This is a genomic window from Caulobacter sp. UNC358MFTsu5.1 (assembly GCF_000712075.1).
Taxonomy (GTDB): domain Bacteria; phylum Pseudomonadota; class Alphaproteobacteria; order Caulobacterales; family Caulobacteraceae; genus Caulobacter.
This window is the reverse complement of sequence record NZ_JONW01000006.1, coordinates 60,326-82,568: the sequence shown is the minus strand read 5'-3', so window position 1 is coordinate 82,568 and position 22,243 is coordinate 60,326. Positions and strand designations below refer to the sequence as shown.

Genomic DNA, 22,243 nt, shown 5'->3' with positions numbered 1-22,243 from the left:
CTAGCGGGTCGTCGTCTGCAGGGCGTCGGCGTCGTAGGCCTTGACGATGCGTTCGACCAGCGGGTGGCGCACCACGTCGGCCGAGGTGAAGCGCGACACCGCCACGCCCTCGACCCCTTCCAGGATCGACACCGCGTGGGCCAGGCCGGAGTCGCGGGGGTTCAGCAGGTCGACCTGGGTCGGGTCGCCCGTCACCACCATCCGCGCGCCCTCGCCCAGGCGGGTCAGGACCATCTTCATCTGCAGGCGCGAGCAGTTCTGGGCCTCGTCGACGATGACGAAGGCGTGGCTCAGGGTGCGGCCGCGCATGAAGGCGATCGGGGCGACCTCGATCTCCAGCTTCTCGCGGCGGCGGCGCAGCTGGTCGGCGCCCATGATGTCGGTCAGGGCCTCCCAGACGGGGGCCATGTAGGGATCGACCTTCTCGTTCAAGTCGCCCGGCAGGAAGCCCAGCTTCTCGCCGGCCTCGACGGCGGGGCGGGTGACGATCAGGCGATCGACCTCGCCGCGCAGCAGCATGCCCGCCCCTTGGGCCACGGCCAGGAAGGTCTTGCCGGTGCCGGCGGGGCCCAGGCCGAAGCACAGCGGATGGCTGGCCATGGCCTCCATGTAGCGGGCCTGGCCCTTGGTCTTGGGCGAGACGCTGCCCTTGCGCACGGCGCGGGGCGAGGCCTGGCCGGACGCGCTGTGGGCCTCGCCGACGGCCACGCGGACATCGGCCTCGACCACCTCGTCGTCGGCGTCGGCCCGGTGGGCCAGGGCCTGGATCGCCCGCTTGGCGCCGGCCCGCGCCTTGACGTCGCCGGTGATCGTCACCCCGCCGCCCGGGGTCTCGATCAACACCTTGAAGGCGTCCTCGATCAGGGCGGCGTGACGGCCGTTCGGGCCGGAAACGGCGCGGACGGCGGTGTCGGACAGGGGCAGGAACTCAGGCGTGCGGCTCAAGCGGACTCCAGCTGGGATTGGCTCTCGAGCACGCCGCCAAGGCTCATCTTGGCCGACGACTCGATGCGGACGGGAACGATCTTGCCGATCAGGTCATCGGACCCGACGGCGTGGACCGCTTGCAGATAGGGACTGCGGCCGACGATTTGACCGGGGTTGCGGCCTTTTTTCTCGAACAGCACCGCCAGGACCTTGCCGACCTGGGCGGCGTTGAAGGTCTTCTGCTGCTCGTCGAGCAGGGCGTTCAGCCGATCCAGGCGCTCGGCCTTGACCGCCTCGTCCACCTGGCCGGGCATGGCCGAGGCCGGGGTGCCGGGGCGGCGCGAGTACTTGAAGGAGAACGCCGAGGCGAAGCCGACCTCGCGGACCAGGTCCAGGGTCTTCTCGAAATCGCCGTCGCGCTCGCCGGGGAAGCCGACGATGAAGTCGCCGCTCATGGCGATGTCGGGCCGCGCGGCGCGGATCTTCTCGATCAGCCGCACATAGCTCTCGGCCGTGTGGTCGCGGTTCATGGCCTTGAGGATCTTGTCCGACCCCGCCTGCACCGGCAGGTGCAGATAGGGCATCAGCTGCGGCAGCTCGCCGTGGGCCTCGATCAGGTCCTCGCCCATGTCGCGCGGGTGGCTGGTGGTGTAGCGGATGCGGTCCAGCCCATCGATCTTCGCCAGGCGGCGCACCAGCTTGGCCAGGGTCTCGCCGCCGCCGTCATAGGCGTTGACGTTCTGGCCCAGCAGGGTGACCTCGCGCACGCCCTGGTCGGCCAGGCGCTTGGCCTCCTCGACGATGTCCTGCGGCGGCCGCGACCACTCTCCGCCGCGGGTGTAGGGCACCACGCAGAAGGTGCAGAACTTGTCGCAGCCCTCCTGCACGGTAAGGAAGGCGGTCACGCCGGTCACGTGGCGCTCGGCCGGCAGGGCGTCGAACTTCTCGTCGGCCGCGAAGTCGGCCGACAGGCGCTCGCCGGTGGCCCGGTGAGCGCGGGCGATCAGCTCGGGCAGCTGGTGATAGGCCTGCGGGCCGACGACCAGATCGACCGCCGGCTGGCGATGCATGATCTCCTTGCCCTCGGCCTGGGCCACGCAGCCGGCCACGGCGATGGTCATCTTGCCGCCGGCCTCGGCCTTGCGGCCCTTCATCTGCTTGATGTAGCCCAGCTCCGAATAGACCTTCTCGGTGGCCTTCTCGCGGATGTGGCAGGTGTTGAGCACCACCAGATCGGCGCCTTCGGGGTCATCGACCACGCCATAGCCCAGCGGACGCAGGACATCGGCCATGCGCTCGCTGTCGTAGACGTTCATCTGACAGCCGTAGGTCTTGATATAGAGGCGCTTTTTCGGGGTCTCGCTCATGCGGGGCGTTATGAGCGCGAGGGGCCCTGCATGCAAGGACGCGGGCGCCACACTTGCCCCCTACGGACCGCTTCGCGTCGTCTTCCCCCAGAGGGGGAAGAGCCTAGAGCGCGAGGCTCCGCCCCCTAAGGGGGCGGACAGACCGCGAAGCGGTCAGGTGGGGGCAAGTGCGAGGATCACTCCTCGATCGGCACGCCATAAAGCTCCAGCCGGTGGTCCACCAGCTTGTAGCCCAGCTTCTTGGCGATGGCGTTCTGCAGGGCCTCGATCTCCTCGTCCACGAACTCGACGACCTTGCCGGTCTTCATGTCGATCAGGTGGTCGTGGTGGTGGTCGGGCGTCTCTTCGTAGCGCGAGCGGCCGTCGCGGAAGTCGTGGCGCTCGATGATGCCGCTTTCCTCGAACAGCCGGACGGTGCGGTAGACCGTGGCGATCGAGATGTGCGGGTCCACGGCGTGGGCGCGACGGTGCAGCTCTTCGACGTCCGGGTGATCGGTGGCGGCCGACAGCACGCGGGCGATGACCCGACGCTGGTCGGTCATGCGCATGCCCTTTTCGATGCAGAGCTTTTCGAGGCGATCCACTGTGGCGTCTCCTGCAAGATTCGCGGGCAAGATAGGGGCTTGGTCGCTAGCTGTTAAGCGCCCGACGCATCACCACGGCGTCCTTGGCCCCATCCGGATGGGGATAATAACCCTTTCGCAGGCCGACACGCTCAAAACCGGTGGCTTCGTAGAGCTTGATCGCCGCGATATTGTCGGCCGCGACCTCCAGGAACATCTCGAAGGCGCGGGCCTCCTTGGCGACGCCGACGGCCATTTCGACCAGGGCCGCGCCCCAGCCGCGGCGGCGGGCGGCCGGATCGACGGCCACGGTCAGGATCTCGGCCTCGCCGGCCACGGCGCGGCACAGGATGAAGCCCTTGGCCTCTTCCGGCTCGCCCGCCTCGCCCAGCACGGCGAAGGCGCCGGGGCTCTTGAGCAGGCTCTCGAACTCGTCCGCCGACCAGGGCCGGTCGAAGGCGCGATCGTGAAGGTCGGCCAGGGTGAAGCAGGCTTCCAGCCCGACGGGACGCAGGATCATGCCGCCGGCGCCACGGCGTAGGGCGCGCGCAGATAGAGCGGCCGGGGCGAATGGGTCGGGACGGGACGGGCGGCGGCCAGGCGGGCGATCGCGACGGGGTCGGCGAAGGCCGGGGTCAGCACGGTCGCGCCCGGCAGCACCTCGGCGACCAGCGGCGCGCCCGAGCCGACCAGCGTCGCCGGACCGCCGGACCACAGCTCGGCCAGGCGCGCGGCGGCCACGCCGACCTCCAGGGCGTCGGGGGCCATCAGGGCCGTGCCGCCGTCGAAGACCTGCAGATAGACCTGGTCCATCTTGGCGTCGAGCACGCCGGCCACGAAGCCGGAGACGCCATTCTCCCTTGGGGCCGAGGCGGCCAGGGCCTCCAGGGTGTTGACCCCCACGCAGGGGATCGACAGGGCCGTGGCCAGGCCCTTGGCGAACGACAGCCCCACCCGCAGGCCGGTGAACGAGCCGGGGCCGACGGTGACGGCGATGCGGGTCAGGCCGGCGAACTTCACCCCCGCCTCGGTCGCGACCTCGCGAGCGATGACGGCGATGCGCTCCTGGTGGCCGCGGGTCATGGGCTCGCTGCGGGCCGCGCGGACCGTGTCGCCGTCCAGGATGGCGACCGAGCTGGCGGCCAGGCAGGTGTCTATCGAGAGGATCACTGGACGGGCGCCCCGCCACGCCAGAAGAACGCGCGCAGCGTCGCCTTCTCGCGCAGCACGGCCTCGGACGGCATCGTCTCCTGCGTCCAGCCGGGCACGGCGAAGATGTAGCGCAGCACGGGCTCGCCGGGCTGGGTGCAGATCACGGCGTGGGCGTCGAGGTCCTTGCCCATCCAGCAGCGCGGATAGTCCATGTCGGCGTCCGCCCACTTCATGCCCAGGGTCTCGCCGCGCGGGCCCTGGGGCGTGCCGCCGGTGATGCGGATATCGCCGACGGTGCGCGTGCCGGGATTGGCCGAGACCTCCACGAGCCCGTCGTCCTGCCTGACCCTGATGGCCGCCAGGTAGGACGGCGCGCCGGGGTCCTTGGCCAGGTTCCAGGGCGTGACCTTGGCCTTGGGGAAGCGCTGCTGGATGGCGTCGAGCGAGAACTCCGTCTGGGCCATGATCGGCCCCACCGAGAACTCGTCCAGGGCCAGCGGCCCGCCCGCATAGGGCGTGAAGCGGTCGACCGCGCCGTCGGCGGCCTTGCGCGTCACCACGGCGGGCGCGGGCGCGGCCGACGAGGCGGCCTTGCCGGCTTGCGGTTTGTCGGCTTGGGCGTTGCCCGCCGGGCCGCAGGCGACCAGGGCCAGCAGCGGGGCGGCGAGGATCAGGCGTCGGAACATCGGATCAGGCCGCGCCGACGGCCGCCTGCTCGGCCGGACGCCAGACGAATTCGTTCAGCTGGCCCTTGGCCTTCAGCACCTCGACCGGCGGCAGGCCGCCCTTGGTCCAGCCGGGCACGCCGAACACATAGGCCACGGTCGGGGCCTCGGGGCGCACGCAGACGGCCTGGTTGACCGTGCGGCCCTCTCCGGCCCGGCACTGGACGATGTCGAAACCGAGGTCGCCCCACTTCGCGAGAAGGGCTTCGCCCTTGGGGCCCTCGACGGGACCGCCGGCCAGGCGGATCTCGCCGATGCCGCCCTCGGCGCCCTTGCCGATCTCCAGCAGCGGCGTGTTGTCCTGCTCGAGGGTGAGGATCGGTCCGGGCGGGCCCTCGCCGGTGTGGATGAAGGCGCTCTTGACCACCGCCTTGGGGAACAGGGCCTTGATGGTGGCCTCGTCGAAGGCCGTCTCGCCGGTGATCGGCCCCACGCCGTCGGCGCGCACGTGCAGCGGCCCGCCGACATAGGGGGTGACCGCGACGGCGACGGGGCCGGACTTGGGGACTTCGGCGCTCGAGGCGGCCGGCGGGGCCTTGTCGGCTTGCTTGGCGGGGCCGCAGGCGGCGAGCAGCAGCAGCGGGGCGGCGATCAGGGCGAGGCGCTGGGTCATGGGTGCGTTCTAGCACCCAGCCCCGAGGGTTCGCCACCAGCACAAACGGTTGTCATCCCGGAAGCCCCGCAGGGGCTGTCCGGGACCCAGGGGACTGGGCTGACGCCTTGCGGCTCACCTGGGTCCCGGACAAGCGCTCCGCGCTTTCCGGGATGACAACGATTGGATGCTCAGAGCGGGATCAGACGATCTTCGCAGCTTCCTCGAAGTCCAGGCGCGGGTTGCGCGGGAAGAGGTTTTCTTCGGTGCCGTAGCCGATCGAGACGATGAAGTTCGACTTGATGTTCGTCCCGGCGAAGAATTCCTTGTCGACGGCGGCGTTGTCGAAACCCGACATCGGGCCGGTGTCCAGGCCCAGGGCCCGCGCGGCCAGGATGAAGTAGCCGCCCTGCAGCGAGCTGTTGCGCAGCGCGCCCCACTCCTTGGTCACGGGATCGGGGAACCAGTCCTTGGCCCCCGGCGCGTTGGGGAACAGCTTGGGCAGGGTCTCGGGGAAGTCCAGGTCGTAGCCGACGATCACCGTCACCGGCGCCTTGAGGATCTTGGCCCCGTTCGAGCCCGACGACAGGGCCGCCAGCCGGGCCTTGGCGTCCGGGCTCTGCACGAACACGAAGCGCGCCGGCGTGCTGTTGGCGGCGGTCGGACCGAACTTCACCAGATCGTACAGCTCGCGCAGGACCGCTTCGGGGATGGGCGTGTCGCTCCAGCCGTTGCGGGTGCGGGCGGTCGTGAACAGTTGGTCGAGAGCCGTGTCGGCGAGCTTGGCCATCAGCGATCCTTATGGGCGATATAATTGCAACTTATACAGTTACGATAAGGACGCGGGACCGCGCTGGCAAGGCGCCCAGGACGCATTCCCTTGCCCAGGCGCGCACGATAGGCGCGCGCACGCCGAGGGTCCTAGAGCGTCTGCTCCACCCGGGTCACTTCGGGTACATAGTGCTTGAGCATGTTCTCGACGCCCGCCTTCAGCGTGGCCGAGGACGACGGGCAGCCCGAGCAGGCGCCGCGCATGTGCAGCCAGACCACGCCGGTGGCCGGCTCGAACTTGGAGAACACGATGTCGCCGCCGTCCTGGGCCACGGCCGGGCGGATGCGGGTGTCCAGCAGGTCCTTGATCTCGGCGACGATCTGCGAGGTCTCCTCGTCGTAGACCCCGTCCTCGTCGTGGCCGCTCTCGATCTGGTCCAGCAGCAGGGGGCGGCCGCTGGTGAAGTGGTCCATGATGGCGGCCAGGATCGGCGCCTTCAGGTGCGGCCACTCCGCGCCCTCGGCCTTGGTCACGGTCAGGAAGTCCGGGCCGAAGAACACGCGGTCGACGTCGCCCAGCCGGAACAGGGCCTCGGCCAGGGGCGAGGCGTCGCCTTCCTCGGCGGTGCGGAATTCCCGAGCGCCCTCGCCCAGCACTTCGCGGCCGGGCAGGAACTTCAGGACCTCGGGGTTGGGCGTGGTTTCGGTCTGGATGAACATGCCGGAGAAATGGACCTTCGGCGCCCCCCGGGCAAGAGGCCGGGTGCCGCTTGCGTCATCGTGACAAACGAACCGCGTTATGGCTCCATCCTCGAAACAGTTGTTTGCTTGTTCATTTTCTTGGGAGGTCGCCATGAGCGACGGAGCCATCGATCTGTCGGCCGACGCCCAGAAGGAGGCGGCGCGCGCCCGGGCCTATTCGATGCCCCTGGAGGAGATCGACGTCGCCGATCCCGCCCTGTTCCAGGCCGACGCCCACTGGCCGTTCTTCGAGCGGCTGCGGGCCGAGGACCCGGTGCACTACTGCGCGCAGAGCGAGCACGGCCCCTATTGGTCGATCACCCGCTACAACGACATCATGACCGTCGACACCACCCACCAGGTGTTCTCGTCGGACAGCAGCTTCGGCGGCATCACGATCAGGAACTTCGACGAGGACTTCGTCCTGCCGATGTTCATCGCCATGGACCCGCCCAAGCACGACATCCAGCGCAAGACCGTCAGCCCGATCGTCTCGCCGGTGAACCTGGCGCTGCTGGAGGGCACGATCCGCGAACGCGTGGGCGGGATCCTCGACAACCTGCCGATCGGCGAGACCTTCGACTGGGTCGACAAGGTGTCGATCGAACTGACCACCCAGATGCTGGCCACCCTGTTCGACTTCCCCTGGGAGGAGCGCCGCAAGCTGACCCGCTGGTCCGACGTCTCCACCGCCGTGCCGGGCGCCGGCATCGTCGACACCGAGGAGCAGCGCCGGGCCGAGCTGATGGAGTGCCTGGCCTATTTCACCGAGCTGTGGAACCAGCGGGTCAATTCGACCGAGCCGGGCAACGACCTGATCTCGATGCTGGCCCACGGCGAGGCCACGCGGAACATGCCGCCGTTCGAGTACCTGGGGAACATCATCCTGCTGATCGTCGGCGGCAACGACACCACCCGCAACTCGATCACCGGCGGCCTGCTGGCCCTCAGCCAGAACCCGGCGGAAGAGGCCAAGCTGCGGGCCGACCCGTCGCTGATCCCCAACATGGTCTCGGAGATCATCCGCTGGCAGACCCCGCTGGCCTACATGCGCCGCACGGCCATCGAGGACTTCGAGCTGTCGGGCAAGACCATCAGGAAGGGCGACAAGGTCGTGATGTGGTACGTCTCGGGCAACCGCGACGACACCGTCATCGACAACCCGAATGCCTTCCTGATCGACCGCCCGCAGGCCCGCCGCCACCTGTCGTTCGGCTTCGGCATCCACCGCTGCGTGGGCAACCGCCTGGCCGAGCTGCAGCTGAAGATCATCTGGGAGGAGATCCTCAAGCGCTTCCCGAAGATCGAGGTCATGGGCGAGCCCAAGCGGGTCTATTCCAGCTTCGTGAAGGGTTACGAGAGCCTGCCGGTGCGGATTCCCGGCCGGCTCTAGATGTTGGCCCTGGAGATCACGTAGCGCGCCGCGCTCAGCGGCATGTGCCCGTAGTCGAAGTGGAACGGCACCTCGCCGGGGGCGAAGGCCATGCAGCGGTCGGCGGGGCACTCGATGTTCTGCTCGGAGACATAGGGCACGCCCTCGGCCTTCATCAGCGCGGCCAGCTTCTCGTCCATGGTCTTGGGCTGGGTCAGGCGCAGGGTGGAGACCGACCCGCGCCCGTCCTGCAGAAGGGCGCGGGCCAGGATCTCGGGGAACTCGCCGTCGTATTCCACGGTCGGGCCGATGACGGTGACCGGGATGTGCTTGGACTTCAGGAAGCGCACGGTCTCCACGAGGTTGGCCACGTCGCTGTCCTTCCAGCGGCCCGACAGCACCACGGCGTCGGCGCCGCCCCGGGCCAGGAAGTCGCCCAGCACGTAGCCCACCAGGTCGGTGCAGCGCTTCTCGCCCTGGGTGTGCAGGGTCGGACGGCAGCCCGAGGCGGTGGCCTGCATCACGTTCTTGTCGGGGAAGCGCAGGGCGATCGCCCGCCAGTACTGGGCCGCATGGCTGTCGCCCAGGACGACGAGGTTGGGCTTGTCGGGGCTGTGCTTCAGGCAGAAGGCCCGATCGAAGCCGCGGCGGCTGGTGCTCTCGATGAAGCACCGGTCCGGACGGTACTGGTAGGTGTGCTCCTCGGTGCCGACATAGCGTGCGTAGCTCATGATCCGCTTGGCCTCGGGGGTATAGGTCCGCCAGTTGTCGGCGTTGACCGCCACCACCGCCGACGCCGCCAGGCCGGCCGCCAGGGCGACGGTCCCGACGCCCAGGATCTTGCCGGCCGGGCCGCTCCGGAACCGGCGCAGGACGGGCTGCTCGACCAGGTAGTACGACAGGGCCGCCGCCGCGATGCTGGCCGCCACCAGGCAGGACGATTCCACCGGGGTCAGGCTGATGCCCGTCTGCAGCCGATAGAAGGCGATGATCGGCCAGTGCAGCAGGTACAGCGAATACGAGATCGCGCCGATCCAGCGGAGCGGCTGGATCGACAGCGCCCGCCCCACGAACGAGCCTTCGCCATAGGCGATGATCAGCGCCGCGCCCAGGCAGGGCAGCAGGGCCCAGGGGGCCGGGAACGGGCTGTCGGCGCGGATGAAGGCCAGGCCCGCCGCGATCAGGACCGCGCCCAGCAGCGGCGCGAGGGCCCGCAGCCAGGCCCCGCGCAGGACAGGGAAGGCGCCGACGGCGACGAGGCCGCCGATCCCCAGCTCCCAGGCCCGGCTGGGCAGCAGGTAGAAGGCGGCGTTCGGGCCGATCACCACCAGCACCAGGCTCACGGCGAACGAGCCCAGCGTCACCAGGCCGATGGCCAGGGCCAGCCAGCGCTTGAGGAAGCGCAGCACGAACATGATCATCAGCGGGTAGAAGATGTAGAACTGCTCCTCCACGCCCAGCGACCAGGTGTGGAGCAGCGGCTTCAGGTCGGCCGAGCCGGCGAAATAGTCGGCCGTCTTCCAGAAGTAGATGTTGGAGACGAAGCCGCCCGCCGCCGCCGCGCTCTCGCCCAGGGGCGCGACCTCGCTGGGCAGCATCAGCAGGCAGCCGGCCAGCAGCACCAGCGCCAGGGTGACGAACAGCGCGGGGAAGATTCGCACCACCCGCCGCTTGTAGAAGGTCGCCAGCGAGAACGCGCCGGTCTTGGCCTCCCGGACGATGATCGAGGTGATCAGGAAGCCGGATATGACGAAGAAGATGTCGACGCCGATGAATCCGCCCGACATCTGGGTCAGGCCGGCGTGGAAGAGAAGGATCGGGAGGATGGCGACGGCCCGCAGGCCATCGATATCGTTACGATGCAGCATCGAGCGCTCCTGCGACACGCTCACGCGATCGCTAAAAAGCCCCGACCCTGCGACAGGTCCTAGTCGCGCCCGGCCACGCCTTGCAAGCGTGGCCATGGCGATTTCAAGGAAGCTTCACGCGGCGCCCAGGTTTGAAGCTGGGCCTGCCGCGTGACGGTCTTCAGGCTCCCCAGAACCCGACCAGCTTCTTCACCTCGGCCACGGTCGGCGCGGCGACCTCGGAGGCCCGCTCGGCGCCGGCCTTGAGGATGGCGTCGATCTCGGCCGGATCGGCCAGGTAGCGGCGCATGGTCTCGCCGACCGGGGCCAGCTTCTCGACCGCCAGCTCGGCCAAGGCCGGCTTGAAGGTCCCGAAGCCCTTGCCGGCGTAGTCGGCCAGCACCTCGGCCTTCGTCCGGCCCGACAGCGCCGCGAAGATGCCCACCAGGTTGTCGGCCTCGGGGCGAGCCGACAGCTCGTCCAGGGTCTCGGGCAGCGGCTCCGGGTCGGTGCGCGCCTTCTTGACCTTGCCGGCGATGGCGTCGGCGTCGTCGGTCAGGTTGATGCGGCTGTAGTCCGACGGGTCGGACTTGCTCATCTTGGCCGAGCCGTCGCGCAGGCTCATGATCCGCGCCCCGGGGCCCTGGATCAGCGGCTCGGGCTGCGGGAAGAAGCCCTGCACCCCGAAGTCGTGGTTGAACTTGCCGGCGATGTCGCGGGTCAGCTCCAGGTGCTGCTTCTGGTCCTCGCCCACCGGCACGTGGGTGGCCTTGTAGACCAGGATGTCGGCCGCCTGCAGCACCGGATAGGTGTAGAGGCCCACCGAGCTGCGCTCCTTGTGCTTGCCGCTCTTCTCCTTGAACTGGGTCATGCGGTCCAGCCAGCCCAGGCGGGCCACGCACTGGAAGATCCAGGCCAGTTCGGAATGCTCGCGCACCGCCGACTGCGGGAAGATCGTCGCCTTCTTCGGGTCGAGGCCGGCGGCCAGGTAGGCGGCGGCGATCTCGCGGGTCTGCTGGGCCAGGGCCTCGGGCTCCTGCCACACGGTGATGGCGTGCAGGTCGGCCACGAAGATGAAGGTGTCCATCTCGTGCTGCAGGCGGGCGAACTTCACCAGGGCGCCGAGATAGTTGCCCAGGTGCAGGGCGCCGGACGGCTGGACGCCGGAGAGCACGCGGGTGGGGCCCGTGTAGGGGACAGGGGTGTGGTCGGTCATGGCTTCAGCCTTGGATATCGAAAGCGGTATGGCGGACGCGTGGGAACGCGAGCCGCGTGCGGAACGCGGCGGTCGGGATCAGAGGAAGCTGCGCCATCGCGGCGCGGAAGAACCGATCGGAGCCATTCACGCTGGTTACCGGGCCGGGGCTTGAAGGGCAAGGCCCGAGCCGGGGACATGCGCTCGTCGCGTGTCCCCATGTTCGCGCACCGAGCCAGGACTTGGGGACACGCCCGAGGGCATGTCCCCGATCCTACGCCTTGCCCCGCTTGAGCAGGCCCTTGACCTCCGACGGCGTCACGCCGCCGAACAGCAGGACCAGGGGTGGATAGAGCGCCCCGCCGACCAGCACGGTCAGCAGCAGGGCGAACTCCTTGGCGCCCAGGGTGTGGCCGCGCAGGCCCAGCTCGCGCAGCGGCGCCTCGATCAGCGGCCGCCAGTGCGAGGCCGCCGCCAGGGCCCCGCCCATGGCCACGCTGGCCGCCAGGATGCGGCTCACCCGCGACCAGGTCTGGAGCGAGGGGTTGTAGTGCCCCTTGCGCGACAGGCCGAAGGCCATCTGGCCGACATTGATCCACGAGGCCACGGCCGTGGCCGCGGCGATGCCCTTCACGCCCATCAGGTTGAACAGGGCGATGCCCAGGCCGATGTTCAGCGCCACCGAGATCAGGGCGAAGCGCATCGGGCTCTTGGTGTCGCCGCGCGCGAAGAAGGCCCGCGAATACAGCTGCTGCAGCACGAAGGCCGGGGTGCCCAGGCCGTAGAAGAACAGCGCCGCCGCCGTCTGGCTGGCGTCGAAGGGGGTGAACTGGCCGCGCGTGTAGAGGGCGTCCGACAGGAAGCCGGGCATGGCGACCAGGGCCGCGGCGGCGGGGATGGTCAGGGCCATGGCCAGGGTGATCGCCTGGTCCATGGCGCTCTGGGCGTCGTCGCCGTCGCCGCTGTTCACGGCCCGCGACAGGCGCGGCAGCAGGGCCACGCCGATCGCCACCCCCACCAGGCCCAGCGGCAGCTGGTACAGGCGGTCGGCGGTGGCCAGCCACGAGCGGCCGCCGGGCACGTGGCTGGCCAGGTTGCCGGAGATGAAGATGTTGACCTGGGTGGCGCTGGCCGCCAGGGCGCCGGGGATGGCCTTGCCGATCAGCTCGCGCACCTCGGGCGTCAGGCGCGGCAGCCGCCAGTGCACCTGGGCGCCGGACCTGTTGACGCCCCAGGTCAGCAGGGCCGCCTGGGCGACGCCGGCCACGACCACGCCCGCCGAGCCCCAGGTCGCGGCCCCCACGGCGCTGGTCTGCGGCAGGATGAAAGCCAGGGTGAAGATGTTCAGCAGGATCGGCGCGCCGGCCGACAGGATGAAGCGGTCGCGGGCGTTCAGCACCCCCGACAGGTGCGCCACGATGGCCATGCACGGCAGGTAGGGCATGGTGATCTGGGTCAGCAGCACCGCCAGCTTGTACTTCTCGGTGCCCCAGCCGAAGCCGGGGCTGATCAGCATCATCAGCCAGGGCATGGCCAGCTGGCAGATCACGGTGATGATGATCGTCGAGGCCGCCAGGGTGGCCATGGCGTCGGCCGCCAGGATGTCGGCCTTCTCCTCGCCGTCGCGCTGCAGCGACTTGGCGTAGGCCGGCACGAAGGCGGCGGCGAAGGCCCCCTCGGCGAAGAACCGGCGGAACAGGTTCGGGAAGGCCAGGGCGGCGTTGTAGGCGTCGGCCGCCGGGGTGGCGCTGGCCCCCATCCGGTACGAGACCGCCAGGTCGCGGGCGAAGCCCATGAACCGGCTGATCAGGGTCAGGCCGGAATAGATCATCGACGACTTCAGCAGCCCGCCGGCCTTCTTGGCGGGGGCGGTCTGCGGGGTGGGGGCGTTCGGGGGGGCGCTGTCGGTCACGAATGGCTTCTGCGGGCTGGATGGTGGGCCGTCAAGCGAGGGCTTGGGGATTCGCCGAGGGTTTTCCGTGCACCGCCCACTTGCCCCCTACGGACCGCTTCGCGGTCGTCTTCCCCCGGGAGGGGGAAGAGCGTGAGGCTCCGCCTCCTACGGGGGCGGACAGACGGCGAAGCCGTCAGGTGGGGGCAGGAGGGCGCGCCGCCGACCCTAGAACGGCGCCAGCGCCACCGAACCGGGCAGTTCGGCCTTGATCGCCCCGCCGTTCGCCTCGGTCTTGGCGACCACGGCCCGCAGGATCGCCGCCACGGTCGGCGTGTCCGGAGCGTGGCCGGCGCCGTGGACCGTGAACATCGCGCCCCGGCGATGGTCGGCCACGGCCGTCGCCTGCAGGACCTTGCCCTGGGCGAAGGGCACCACCTCGTCGGCGTCGCCGTGGACCAGGTAATAGGGCTCGTCCAGCATCGCGACGGCGCCCTTGTTGTCGTAGCGGTCGGTCAGCAGCGGGCGGGCGAAGGCCGGAGCCATGTCGCTCAGGCTGGAGAAGGTGCCGATCGTCACCAGGGCGTCCAGGGTCTGGCGCCGCGACAGGCCCAGGGCCACCCCGCCGCCCAGGCTGTGGCCGACCACGATCAGCTTGCCGCCGCCGGCCACCGTGCGCGCCCGGGCGTAGAAGGCGTCCGCGTCGGCGGCCAGGCCCGTCTCGTTGGCCCGGCCCGGATTGCCGCTGTACTCGCGATATTCGGCCGCGACCACGCCGTAGCCCTCGGCGATCAGCGGCGCCAGCCAGTCGATGCTGCGCGAGGCGGCCGAGCCGTTGCCGTGGAACATCAGGAAGGTCGGCTTGCCGTCGCGCGGGGGGACCTCGATCCCCTTCAGCACCACGCCGTCGGCCGTGGTCACCGTCACGAACGCCGCCCCCTCGGGCAGGCCCGACAGGCTGAGCGGCGCGGTCGGGGCGGGGTAGATCTGCCGATGGATCTGCGCCCGGGCGTCGAACCCCAGGGCCAGGACCAGGCTGGAGGCGACGACGACGGCCAGGGCCAGGGGAGCGAAGCGCTTCATGGCGGCGATGTTAGCGGTGCGGCAAGCTTGAGCAAGCAAGTTGGGCGTTTCCCTCCCGCTCGTGGGGAGGGTGACCCTGGCGGCCGGGGTCGAATGGGGCCTGCCGGCTCAGCAATTCAAGCTCCCCACCACCCTGCACCGATCCCCCACCTGTCCGCTTCGCGTCCACCCTCCCCACAAGGGGGAGGGAAAGCCGAGTTTGCCGGCGTCGTCCTTGACACGGTCAGACGCCAGAGCTCCGATCCACCAAGGATTTAAGGCGCGGTCTCATCCGGGACGGATGCTGGCTCGCGCGAAGCAAAGGTAAGCATGTTCAAGATCACGATGATCGCCGGGGGCATCAGCGCGGCAGCCGGCCCGGAGGCGGCACAAGACATCGAGCAGCATTTTCGCGAGGAACGGACCTGGCATCAGCAGGTCACTTGTTCCTTCAACGACGGCGTACTGACGCTCGTCGCGGTAAATGACTACGACAAAGAAGGGTTAGCTCTATCCGACGAGTTCTCGGATTGCCTCTCCGCATTTATTCATCTGGGAGAGATCAGCGACGACGGCGTATTCAAGGTCGTATCGGTCGAGATCGTCTAGCCTCTGCTACCGCGCCACGCTGGCCCGCGCCCGCTTCAGGCCCGGGCGGGTGTTCGGCGCGCCGGCCTCGTTCTGCTCCAAGGCCGCCAGCAGGTCGGCCTTCAGGGCCGAGACCTTCTTGGCGTCCTCGACCTTACCGCCCTCGGACGTCTGGACGTAGAAGGCGTCGACCGCCCGCTCGCCGTAGCCGTCGATGTGGGCCGACTGGATGGACAGGCCGTTGTCGGCCAGGGTGCGGGCCAAAGCTTGCAGCAAACCAGGCCGGTCGCGGCCCGAGGCCTCGACCACCGTGGCCTCGTTGGACGCCTCGTTGTCGACGACCACGGTCGGGGCGATCGAGAAGGCGGCGGTGCGTGACAGCTCCGCGCCGCGCCGGGGCTCGACGGCCACCGGCTCGCCGCGGCCGGCCGCCTCCAGGGCGTCGGCCAGGCGGCGCAGGGCCCGGGGGTTCTCGCAGCCCAGAGCCGCGCCGGTCACGTCCTGCACATGGAAGACGTCCAGGGCCTGGCCCTGGCGCGAGGTGAAGACCCGGGCGCCGACGACGTTGCCGCCCAGCGAGGAGATGGCCAGGGCGAGGTCGGCGAACAGGCCGCGCCGGTCCTTGGCGGCGATGACGATCTCGGCGGCGTTGGCGCCGGCCGGCACCCGGCCCTCGGCGGCCGCCCCGCCCTGGATCGCTGCGCGGCGGGCCAACTCGGCGTGGGCCTTCAGGTCGTCCAGCGAAAACGCGCCGAAATAGGCCGCCTCCATCGCCTGGGCCCAGCCCTGGGCGGCGGGGTCGGCCTGGACCAGCACGTCGCGGGCCTGCTCGGCGGCGGCCTCCTGGTGGCGTTGGACGCTGGCGGCGGCGTCGCTGCCGCGACCGCCTCGGAACACCGCTTCGGTGGCGTTGTAGAGCTCGCGCAGCAGCTGGCCTTTCCAGCCGTTCCACACGCCCGGCCCCACGGCGCGGATGTCGGCGACGGTGATGACCAGCAGCAGGCGCAGGCGCTCGGGATTCTCGACGATGCGGGCGAAGGCGGCCACGGTGCCCGGATCGGCCACGTCGCGCTTCTGGGCGAAGTCGCTCATGACCAGGTGGTTCTCGACCAGCCAGGCCACCAGTTCGACCTTGGTGCGCTCCACGCCCAGGCGCTCGCAGGCGCTGCGGGCGCTGCGGGCCCCGGCCTTCTCCTGGCCGCCGACCCCGCCCTTGCCGGTGTCGTGCAGCAGCATGGCCAGGAACAGGGCCTCGCGGTCCTCGATCAGCGGCATGATGGAGACGGCCAGCGGGTGGTCGTCGACCAGGCGGCCGGCGGCCATGTCGCCGATGAGGCCCACGGCCCGCAGGGTGTGCTCGTCCACCGTGTACGAGTGGTACATGTTGAACTGCATCTGGGCCACGACCCGCCCGAACTCGGGGATGAACCGGCCCAGCACGCCGGCGTCGTTCATCAGGGTCAGGGTGCGGTAGCTGCGCTTGCCGTAGGCCAGCAGGTCCAGGAACGCCCGGGTCGCCAGCGGGTCGCGGCGGACCTTCGAGGTGATCAGGTGCAGGTTGCGGGTCACCGCCGTGAAGGCGTCCGGGTGCAGGTCCAGATCGCGGTCGTCGGCGGTCTTGAACAGGCGGATCAGGTTGACCGGGTCGGCCTCGAACACCTGCGGGCCGTCGATGTTCAGGCGGCCGCCGTCCTCGTAGAAGCCGGCCACGTCCAGGGCCTTGCGCTTGGGCTTGCCGCCGCCGGGCAGGAACCGCGAGATGCCCCGGGGCTCGTGCTTGAAGTGCTCGGCCTCCAGCTTGGCCGAGAAGGCGCGGGTCAGGGCTCCGACCTCCTTGGCCACCAGGAAGTAGCGGCGCATGAAGCGCTCCACCGCCGGGGCGTCGCCGCGGTCGCCGTAGCCCATGCGGCGGGCGATCTCGGGCTGCAGGTCGAAGGTCAGGCGCTCTTCCGGACGGCCGGTGGCAAAATGCAGGTGGGCGCGCACGGCGTGCAGGAAGTCGAAGGCGCGGATGAAGCCCTTGGCCTCCCGGCGGTCGAACACCTCCAGCTTGAACACGTCCTCGGGCCGGTCGACCGGGTGCAGGTACTCGGCGATCCACATCAGGGTGTGCAGGTCGCGCAGGCCGCCCTTGCCCTCCTTGACGTTGGGCTCGACCATGTAGCGGCTGGCGCCGGCCCGGGCCTGGCGGTCGTCGCGCTCCTTGAGCTTGGCGGCGACGAAGGCCGCGCCGGTGCCCTTCATGACGTCGTCGCGGAAGCGCTTCTTCAGCTCCTCGCCCAGGCGCTCGTCGCCGGTCAGCCGGCGGGCCTCCAGGATCGAGGTGCGGATCGTGTAGTCTTCCTTGGAGAGCTTGACGCACTCCTCGACCGTGCGCGAGGCGTGGCCGACCTTGAAGCCCAGGTCCCACAGCGCATACAGCATGTACTCGATCACGCTTTCGGCGTGCGGCGTCTGCTTGTAGGGGCGCAGGAACAGCAGGTCGATGTCGCTGAACGGCGCCAGGGTGCGCCGGCCGTAGCCGCCCACGGCCAGCAGGCACAGGCGCTCGCCCTCGGTGGGGTTGCGGGCCCGGAACACGTGGACGGTGGTGAAGTCGTAGAGGGCGGTGATCACCTCGTCGGTGACGCCGCTGAGCAGGCGGGCCGTCTCCAGGCCGCCGGCCCCGTTCTCCAGCCGCTCCTTGGCGATCATCCGGCCGCGGAACAGCGCCTGTTTCAGGATCTCGATGGCGCGGGCCCGCTGGCCGGCCTCGTCGCCGATCAGGTCGAGGGCGGCGGCCGACAGGCGCGCGCGCAGGGCGTGGCCGTCGACGACATGTTCCAGCGGGGTGGGGCGAAGGCGACGGGGCATGGCACCAATATAGGCTTGCGGAACGCGATCGCCGAACCCGACCAAAAACCCGGCGAGGCGACCCGCGCCCTACCTATATGATCTCAAGCCTTGAGCAGAGCCTTAAGACGGTAAAGGGCGTCCAGGGCCTCGCGCGGGCTCATGCCGTCGACGTCCAGCTCCTCCAGCGCCGCGTCCGTGCGGCTGGGCGCCGCCTGAACAGGCGCCGCGACGGGCGCGGAGGCGGCGAACAGGGGCAGCTCGTCCAGCTTGGCCGGCGACTCGGTCTTGCTCTCCAGCCGGTCCAGCACCTCCTTGGCGCGGGCCACGACCTGGGGCGGCACGCCGGCCAGCTTGGCCACCTGGACGCCGTACGAGCGGTCGGCCGGGCCGGCGGCGGCCTCGTGCAGGAAGACCAGGTCGCCGTTCCACTCCTTGGCCCGCAGGCTGAGGTTCGAGACGTGGGCCATCCGCGTCTCCAGCGTGGCCAGCTCGTGATAGTGGGTGGCGAACAGGGCGCGGCAGCGGTTGACGTCGTGCAGGGCCTCGGCGCAGGCCCAGGCGATGGCCAGGCCGTCATAGGTGGCCGTGCCTCGGCCGATCTCGTCCAGGATCACCAGGCTGCGCGGGCTGGCCTGGGTCAGGATGGCGGCGGTCTCGACCATCTCCATCATGAAGGTCGAGCGGCCCCGGGCCAGGTCGTCGCCGGCCCCGACGCGGCTGAACAGGCGGTCGACCACGCCGAGACGCAGGCTTTTGGCCGGCACGTAGCAGCCCGACTGGGCCAGGATGGCCAGCAAGGCGTTCTGGCGCAGGAAGGTCGACTTACCGGCCATGTTCGGGCCGGTGACGATCGACAGCCGCGCCCCGATGTCGCCCGCCGCGTCCAGGCGGCAGTCGTTGGGGGTGTAGGGGTCGCCGGCGCGCTTGACCGCGGCTTCGACCACCGGGTGGCGGGCGGCCTTGGCGTCGAAGGCCAGGGACCGGTCGACGATGGGGCGCACGGCCCCGGCGTCTTCCGACCACTCGGCCAGGGCGGCGGCGACGTCCAGCCGGGCCAGGGCCTCGGCGGCCAGCTGGATCGGCTCGGCCAGGGCCACGGCCTCGGCGCGCCAGTCCTCGAAGGCCGCGACCTCCATGGCCAGGGCCCGCTCGGCGGCCTGGGCGATGCGGGCGTCCAGGTCGGCCAGCTCGACGGTGGTGAACCGCACCTGGTTGGCCAGGGTCTGGCGGTGGATGAAGGTGGCGTTCAGCGGCGGCTGGAACAGCGGATCGGCCTTGCCGGCCGTGGCCTCGACGAAATAGCCGAGCACGCCGTTGTGGCGGATCTTCAGCGGCACGCCGCTTTCCTGGATCAGGCGGGCTTCCAGCGCGGCCACCACGCGGCGGCTGTCGTCGCGCAGGGCGCGGGCCTGGTCCAGCTCGGGACGGACGCCGGGGGCCACGAAGCCGCCGTCGCGGGCCAGGGCCGGCAGGTCGGGACCCAGGCCCTGCTCCAGCTGGGCCAGCAGGCGCGACAGGCCCTCCTGCAGCGACGGGGTCAGGGCCTTCAGCGCCCCTTCCAGCTCGGCGGGCGGCGGCGACAGCGGGTCGCCCGAGCCGCCGACCATGCCGGCCAGCTTCTCGCCGGTCTTGAGGCCGTCCTTGAGGCAGCCCAGGTCGCGCGGGCCGCCCCGGCCCAGGGCCAGGCGGGAAAGCGCGCGGGCCATGTCGCCGGCGCCCTTGAGCACCTCGCGCAGGCGTTCGCGCAGGCTGCGGTGGTCGACGAACCACTCCACCGCGTCCAGGCGGGCGTCGATGGCGGCCGGGTCGAGCAGCGGCCGGGCCAGGCGCGAGGCCAGCAGGCGGGCGCCGCCGGCGGTCACCGTGCGGTCGATGGCGGCCAGCAGCGAGCCGTTGCGGTCGCCGCCCTGGGTGCGGTCGATCTCCAGGCTCCCACGGGTGGCCGGGTCGATGGCCATGACGTCGGCCTCGGCCGCGCGGCGCGGGGCGCGCAGGGCCGGCAGCTTGCCGGCCTGGGTCATCTCCAGGTGGGCGGCGATCAGGCCCAGGGCCCCGATCTCGGCCGGCGACAGCCCGCCGAACCCGTCCAGGGTGTCGACGCCGTACAGGCGCTTGACGCGGGTCTCCGACGCCTGGGGCTCGGACAGGGCCGAGGGCATCGGCTGGATCAGCCCGCCGCAGATCTTCAGGGTCTGGGAAAGGTGCTCGTCCGACAGCAGGCGGTCGGCGACCAGGGTCTCGGACGGGGCCAGGGCGGCCAGGATCGCCGCCACGGCGTCCTTGGCCACCAGGAAGCACTCGACCTCGCCGGTGGACAGCTCGACGGCGGCCACGGCCGCCTGGCCGGCCCGCACGGCCACGGCGGCCAGGCGGTTGGCGCCCCGGGCGTCCAGCAGGCCGTCCTCGGTCAGGGTGCCGGGGGTGACGACGCGGACGATATCGCGGCGGACCACCGACTTGGAGCCGCGCTTCTTGGCCTCGGCCGGGTCTTCCATCTGCTCGCAGACGGCGACCTTAAACCCCATGCGGATCAGCTTGGAGAGATAGGCCTCGGCCGCGTGCTGCGGCACGCCGGCCATCGGGATCGGCTGGCCGTTGTGCGTGCCCCGGAAGGTCTGGCTGATGCCCAGGGCGGCGGCGGCCTTGTAGGCGTCGTCGAAGAACAGCTCGTAGAAGTCGCCCATGCGGAAGAAGATCAGGGCGTCGGGCTGCCGCGCCTTCATCTCGAAGAACTGCTGCATCACCGGCGTCGCGCCGGTGGCGTCATAGGTCTGGACGGTGGGGGAGGCGGGGGCGTTCATCGGGCCGGAAGGTACAGAGCGTCGCGCGTTCCGTTAAGACTTCGGCAAGGGATATCCACAAGCCCTGGGGACTAATCCCGCGAAAACCCACCAGATCGGCCTTGCGGACCCCGTGATCGCCGATGTCGAGGGCGGTGACGGCCGCCGCGGGGGCGGCGGCCGTCGAAAGCCTAGGCGGCCTTCTGGAGCTTCTTCAGCTTCTGCAGCGGCAGGGCTTTGGGCATGCGGTTGGCGACGCACTGGTTCGAGCCGTTCTCGATGCAGCCGTTGTAGACGCAGTTGGCGATGTAGTTGTCGACGCAGGCCCACCATTCCGTGGTGCCGCGGGTGTAGGACGGATCGCAGAACCACCAGGCCTGTTGCTGGCAGTAGGTGGGCGCGGCGACGACCGGCGCGCTGACCATGGACATGCCCGCGGCCAGGCCGACGGCGACACCGAACAACGCCAATTTCCGACGAATCTTCACTGAACAACCCCTTTGACACTGCGCCGAATGCGCACGCCATGGGAGTATGCATCTTCAGGTTTTGCAACCCGAATTTGTATCGGAGACGTCGGTCGCGCGCGTCGGGCTAGTTGCCCGTCACTTCTTCCCAGAAGCGCTTGGCCTTGCCGACGAAGTTGGCCGACTTGGGGTTCTGCTTCTCGCCGCACAGGCCGGCCAGCTCCTGCAGGAGCTCCTTTTGCCGTGCGGAGAGGTGGGTCGGGGTTTCCACGAACAGCTCGACCACCAGGTCGCCGCGCTGCCGGCTGCGCAGCGAGGGCATGCCGCGGCCCTTGAGGCGGACGGTCTTGCCGGTCTGCGAACCTTCCGGGACCTTGACGGTCTGGCGGCTATTGCCGTCGCAGTTCTCGCCGCCCAGCAGGCAGGGGGCCTCGATCTCGCCGCCCAGGGCGGCCACGGTCATCGGCACCGGCACGGTGCACAGCAGGTCCAGGCCGTCGCGCTCGAACAGCTCGTGCGGGATCACCGACAGGAACAGGTAGAGATCGCCGCGCGGACCGCCGCGGGCCCCGGCGTCGCCTTCGCCGGCCAGGCGGATGCGGGCGCCGTCATCGACGCCGGCCGGGATGCGCACCGACAGCACGCGCTCGCGGCGCACCTGGCCGTGGCCGTGGCAGCTCTGGCAGGGGTCGAGCACCAGGCGGCCCGAACCGCCGCAGCGGGGGCAGGCGCGCTCGACCGCGAAGAAACCTTGGGTGGCCCGCACGCGGCCGGCGCCGCCGCACGAACCGCAGACCGTCGGGCTGGTGCCGGGCTTGGCGCCCGAGCCGTCGCAGACCTCGCAGGTGATGGCGGCCGGAACCTTGATCTCGACCTCGGCGCCCGCATAGGCCTGCTCGAGGGTGATCTCCAGGTCGTAGCGCAGGTCCTGGCCGCGCTGGGGACCGTTCGACTGGCGGCGGCCGCCGCCGAACATCTCGCCGAAGACGTCGCCGAAGACGTCGTTGAAGATATCGCTGGCGTCGGCGCCGCCGAAGCCGCCGGGCCCGCCCTGCGGACCGTTCACCCCGGCATGGCCGAAGCGGTCGTAGGCGGCGCGCTTCTGAGCGTCCGACAGCACCGAATAGGCTTCGTTGATTTCCTTGAAGCGACCAGCCGCGTTCTCGCAACCGCCGTTGCGGTCAGGATGGTGCTCCATGGCCATCTTGCGGAAGGCGGCCTTGAGGGCGGCGTCATCGCAGCCACGGGCCACGCCCAGGACTTCGTAATAGTCGCGCATCGTCAGGGTCGATCACTAGCCATGTTGGAAAGAGAGGTGGGAGCGCTCCCGCCCGGCCGCAAGCGGCAGGCGGAAGCCTTGTCCCCGAA

At 70.2% G+C, this 22,243-nt stretch carries 19 protein-coding genes; 2 read left to right on the top strand and 17 right to left on the bottom strand.

What is annotated here, in order from left to right; all coding sequences use genetic code 11:
- The 9 genes from BR39_RS0109090 to BR39_RS0109050 all read right to left on the bottom strand — a co-directional run bounded on the left by BR39_RS0109090 (position 1) and on the right by BR39_RS0109050 (position 6,817).
- Complete coding sequence (locus BR39_RS0109090; RefSeq protein WP_029910259.1) at positions 1 to 945, bottom strand: PhoH family protein; 945 nt, start codon at positions 943 to 945, stop codon at positions 1 to 3.
- A complete protein-coding gene (gene miaB, locus BR39_RS0109085) occupies positions 942 to 2,294 on the bottom strand; it encodes a tRNA (N6-isopentenyl adenosine(37)-C2)-methylthiotransferase MiaB (RefSeq protein WP_029910258.1) in 1,353 nt (450 codons plus the stop codon). Before miaB ends, BR39_RS0109090 begins: the two co-directional genes overlap by 4 nt.
- Positions 2,295 to 2,470: 176 nt before the next feature.
- Positions 2,471 to 2,878: a Fur family transcriptional regulator gene (locus BR39_RS0109080; RefSeq protein WP_029910257.1), complete on the bottom strand. Its 408-nt coding sequence runs from the start codon at positions 2,876 to 2,878 to the stop codon at positions 2,471 to 2,473.
- 46 nt (positions 2,879 to 2,924) lie between these two features.
- Complete coding sequence (gene rimI, locus BR39_RS0109075; RefSeq protein ID WP_029910256.1) at positions 2,925 to 3,377, bottom strand: ribosomal protein S18-alanine N-acetyltransferase; 453 nt, start codon at positions 3,375 to 3,377, stop codon at positions 2,925 to 2,927.
- Positions 3,374 to 4,027, bottom strand: a complete 654-nt coding sequence (tsaB, locus tag BR39_RS0109070; RefSeq protein ID WP_029910254.1) for a tRNA (adenosine(37)-N6)-threonylcarbamoyltransferase complex dimerization subunit type 1 TsaB — start codon at positions 4,025 to 4,027, stop codon at positions 3,374 to 3,376. The genes rimI and tsaB overlap by 4 nt, the downstream gene beginning before the upstream one ends.
- Positions 4,024 to 4,695 (bottom strand): hypothetical protein, encoded by a 672-nt coding sequence (locus tag BR39_RS0109065; RefSeq protein WP_029910252.1) that lies wholly within the window; start codon positions 4,693 to 4,695, stop codon positions 4,024 to 4,026. Before BR39_RS0109065 ends, tsaB begins: the two co-directional genes overlap by 4 nt.
- Positions 4,696 to 4,699: 4 nt before the next feature.
- Positions 4,700 to 5,347 (bottom strand): DUF1131 family protein, encoded by a 648-nt coding sequence (locus tag BR39_RS0109060; protein ID WP_029910250.1) that lies wholly within the window; start codon positions 5,345 to 5,347, stop codon positions 4,700 to 4,702.
- A gap of 181 nt (positions 5,348 to 5,528) precedes the next feature.
- A complete protein-coding gene (locus BR39_RS0109055; RefSeq protein WP_029910248.1) occupies positions 5,529 to 6,116 on the bottom strand; it encodes a malonic semialdehyde reductase in 588 nt (195 codons plus the stop codon).
- Positions 6,117 to 6,247: 131 nt separating this feature from the next.
- A complete protein-coding gene (locus BR39_RS0109050; protein WP_029910244.1) occupies positions 6,248 to 6,817 on the bottom strand; it encodes a NifU family protein in 570 nt (189 codons plus the stop codon).
- Positions 6,818 to 6,950: 133 nt separating this feature from the next.
- Here BR39_RS0109050 and BR39_RS0109045 point away from each other — a divergent pair, with 133 nt between their 5' ends.
- Complete coding sequence (locus tag BR39_RS0109045) at positions 6,951 to 8,231, top strand: cytochrome P450 (protein ID WP_029910242.1); 1,281 nt, start codon at positions 6,951 to 6,953, stop codon at positions 8,229 to 8,231.
- On the opposite strand, the gene BR39_RS0109040 is transcribed toward BR39_RS0109045, so the two are convergent.
- From BR39_RS0109040 to BR39_RS0109025, 4 genes are all read right to left on the bottom strand, one after another.
- Positions 8,228 to 10,078, bottom strand: coding sequence for an acyltransferase family protein (locus tag BR39_RS0109040; RefSeq protein ID WP_029910239.1), 1,851 nt, complete (start codon positions 10,076 to 10,078; stop codon positions 8,228 to 8,230). The genes BR39_RS0109045 and BR39_RS0109040 overlap by 4 nt on opposite strands.
- 160 nt (positions 10,079 to 10,238) lie before the next feature.
- A complete protein-coding gene (gene trpS, locus BR39_RS0109035; protein WP_029910235.1) occupies positions 10,239 to 11,273 on the bottom strand; it encodes a tryptophan--tRNA ligase in 1,035 nt (344 codons plus the stop codon).
- A 253-nt stretch (positions 11,274 to 11,526) separates the two neighbouring features.
- Positions 11,527 to 13,164 carry a murein biosynthesis integral membrane protein MurJ gene (gene murJ, locus BR39_RS0109030; RefSeq protein ID WP_029910231.1) on the bottom strand — a complete coding sequence of 546 codons (1,638 nt, stop codon included), beginning with the start codon at positions 13,162 to 13,164 and terminating at the stop codon, positions 11,527 to 11,529.
- A gap of 207 nt (positions 13,165 to 13,371) precedes the next feature.
- On the bottom strand, positions 13,372 to 14,226 hold the full coding sequence (locus BR39_RS0109025; RefSeq protein ID WP_029910228.1) for an alpha/beta hydrolase: 855 nt from the start codon (positions 14,224 to 14,226) through the stop codon (positions 13,372 to 13,374).
- Between the two features lie 309 nt (positions 14,227 to 14,535).
- Between BR39_RS0109025 and BR39_RS0109020 the strand changes: the two genes are divergently transcribed.
- The gene (locus BR39_RS0109020; RefSeq protein WP_029910226.1) at positions 14,536 to 14,814 is read left to right on the top strand and encodes a hypothetical protein; all 279 of its coding nucleotides are present in this window, start codon (positions 14,536 to 14,538) and stop codon (positions 14,812 to 14,814) included.
- Between the two features lie 6 nt (positions 14,815 to 14,820).
- On the opposite strand, the gene BR39_RS0109015 is transcribed toward BR39_RS0109020, so the two are convergent.
- The 4 genes from BR39_RS0109015 to dnaJ all read right to left on the bottom strand — a co-directional run bounded on the left by BR39_RS0109015 (position 14,821) and on the right by dnaJ (position 22,154).
- Positions 14,821 to 17,646 (bottom strand): [protein-PII] uridylyltransferase, encoded by a 2,826-nt coding sequence (locus BR39_RS0109015; protein WP_029910224.1) that lies wholly within the window; start codon positions 17,644 to 17,646, stop codon positions 14,821 to 14,823.
- Positions 17,647 to 17,729: 83 nt separating this feature from the next.
- On the bottom strand, positions 17,730 to 20,429 hold the full coding sequence (mutS, locus tag BR39_RS0109010; RefSeq protein WP_029910221.1) for a DNA mismatch repair protein MutS: 2,700 nt from the start codon (positions 20,427 to 20,429) through the stop codon (positions 17,730 to 17,732).
- A 170-nt stretch (positions 20,430 to 20,599) separates the two neighbouring features.
- On the bottom strand, positions 20,600 to 20,878 hold the full coding sequence (locus BR39_RS0109005; RefSeq protein WP_231499426.1) for a hypothetical protein: 279 nt from the start codon (positions 20,876 to 20,878) through the stop codon (positions 20,600 to 20,602).
- A gap of 124 nt (positions 20,879 to 21,002) precedes the next feature.
- Positions 21,003 to 22,154, bottom strand: a complete 1,152-nt coding sequence (gene dnaJ, locus BR39_RS0109000) for a molecular chaperone DnaJ (protein WP_029910217.1) — start codon at positions 22,152 to 22,154, stop codon at positions 21,003 to 21,005.
- Between the last annotated feature and the right edge of the window lie 89 nt (positions 22,155 to 22,243).